We start from the raw sequence: 2466 nt of genomic DNA on the forward strand, positions 1-2466 counted from the left end.
AAATTCTCAGACTGTAGTTTGGGCAAAATCAACAGAAACTAAATCAGAACCATTATTAAATAAACAGTTTAATCCCATCATTTCTCAAGGAAGTAATTTAATTAATAATCAAATTACTCAAAATCAACAGAAATTAACATCAACATCATTAATATTAGACAAATCAGATAACTTAGCTTTAACGTCATTACTACAAAATGAACCTGTAGAAGCAGATAACAAGACCACACCTACCCCAACAAAATCAGAACAACATACTCCCCCTTCATCGCAACAAGCACAAAACCCTACAGAAGAAGGAGAACCCCTAGTACTAGTAGCTGAAGTTGTAGTTATTGGAGTAGACGGAGAACTCGAAGATCAAGTTTACCAAGTAATTAGCACTCAACCAGGACGCACAACCACTCGCTCTCAACTACAAAAAGACATTAACTCTATCTTTGCCACTGGTTTCTTCCGAAATGTGAAAGCAGTACCTGAAGATACTCCCCTAGGTGTAAGAGTTACTTTTGAAGTCGAACCAAACCCTGTATTGAGTTCCGTAATAATAGAAGGTGCAGAAGTATTTCCTGAGAGTGAAACAGAGAGAATATTCAACGATCAATATGGTGAAACTCTGAACTTGAAAGTATTTGAACAAGGTGTCGAACAAGTCAACCAGTGGTATCAAGACAATGGTTATGTTCTCGGACAAGTTATCGGTGCGCCTCAAGTCGATGATGATGGTACTGTCACCTTAGAAGTTGCAGAGGGAGAAATTAAAGATATTCAGGTGCGCTTCGTAGATGCAGAAGGAGAAACAGTAGATGAAGAAGGTAATCCCATAGAAGGTCGTACCCGTGAATATATTATCACTAGAGAAATTGAACTGAAACCAGGAGATATATTTCGGCGACAGACAGCAGAAAAAGATATTAGAAGAGTTTTTGGTTTAGGAATTTTTGAAGATGTGAGATTGGGGTTAGAACCATCACCAGACGATCCTAACACGGCAGTTGTAATTGTGAATATTGTAGAGAAGAGTACGGGGTCTCTAGCATTTGGTGGTGGGGTTAGTTCTGCAAGTGGGTTGTTTGGTACAGTGAGTTATCAACAGCAAAATATTGGTGGTAATAATCAAAAATTAGGTGGTGAGTTTCAGGTCGGTGAACGATTAGTATTAGCAGATGTTAGTTTTACAGATCCTTGGATCGGTGGAGACGATCATCGACTTTCTTACACGGTTAATGCTTTCAGACGGCGAGCTATTTCAGTAATTTTTGATTCTGATGATGATAACGACCAGCGCGATGTCGATCTGCCTAATGGAGACAACCCACGGGTTATTCGTACAGGGGGTGGAGTTAGTTTCACTCGTCCGTTTATTCCTAACCCGTTTGTCGATCCAAAGTGGACTGCTTCTTTGGGATTAAAATATGAACGGGTAGAAATTCAGGATAGTGATGGTGATGTTGAACCCAGGGATGAATTAGGTAATAAATTAACTGCTGATGATTCTGGGGAAGACGATCTATTGACGATTCAATTTGGTATTGTCAACGACCGACGCAATAATCCCCGACAACCTACTTCTGGTAGTTTGCTGCGGTTTGGTACAGAACAGTCTATTCCTATAGGTTCAGCAGAAATTGCTATGAATCGTTTGCGCGGTAATTTCAGTTATTTTATTCCAGTAAATTTTACAAGGTTTGCTGACGGACCTGAAGCTTTAGCTTTTAATATACAAGCAGGTCATATAATTGGAGACTTACCTCCTTATGAAGCTTTTCCTCTAGGTGGTACTAATACAGTCCGTGGATATGATGAGGGTTCGGTGGGAGCAGGTCGTACTTTTGTTTTGGGAACTGTTGAGTATCGCTTTCCTGTATTTAAGTTTCTTGGTGGTGCTTTATTTGTGGATGCTGCGACAGTATTTGATAGTCAAAGTTCTGTAATTGGTAATCCTGGAGGTGTGCGGGAGAAACCAGGAGATGGTATAGGTTATGGTGCTGGTATCCGGGTACAGTCTCCTCTTGGTCCGATTAGAATTGATTATGCTATTAATGATGAAGGTGATACTCGTTTCCACTTTGGTATTGGTGAGCGGTTCTAATACCTGGAGCGATAAATGTTTGGGACAAATAGTTAGACTGCTTTTAGAAGTCTTCGAGTCAGAAGAAATAGGGTCTGCTGAATGGCGTTGGTGAATCGGTAATGCTTTTGTCTCAAATCTCTATGAAAAAACTATAGTTGTACGGTTCATAAATATTGAAGAGCATTACTTACAGTGCTTTTCAGATTGATGAACCACATCGCCATAATCGAAATCCTGTAGGGGCGATTCGCAAATCGCCCCTACTGTGGTCTACCTGGACTTTGGACAAAAAGAACAACAGTTAGCGTAAATATTACGCTAACCAACTTAGAGAAACATTTCTCTGTCTCCAGTGAATTTAATCACTGAAAAATGGCAATAATTAAGAGTTG

The 2466-nt window shown here is 39.9% G+C and carries 1 protein-coding gene; it reads left to right on the forward strand.

What is annotated here, in order from left to right; translation table 11 throughout:
• A partial coding sequence (locus tag ACP6PM_RS24460; protein ID WP_426589267.1) for a BamA/TamA family outer membrane protein occupies window positions 1-2092 on the forward strand: 2092 nt, incomplete at its 5' end.
• Between the last annotated feature and the right edge of the window lie 374 nt (window positions 2093-2466).

It is taken from the genome of Dapis brunnea BLCC-M229, assembly GCF_050015995.1.
Lineage (GTDB): Bacteria > Cyanobacteriota > Cyanobacteriia > Cyanobacteriales > Microcoleaceae > Trichodesmium.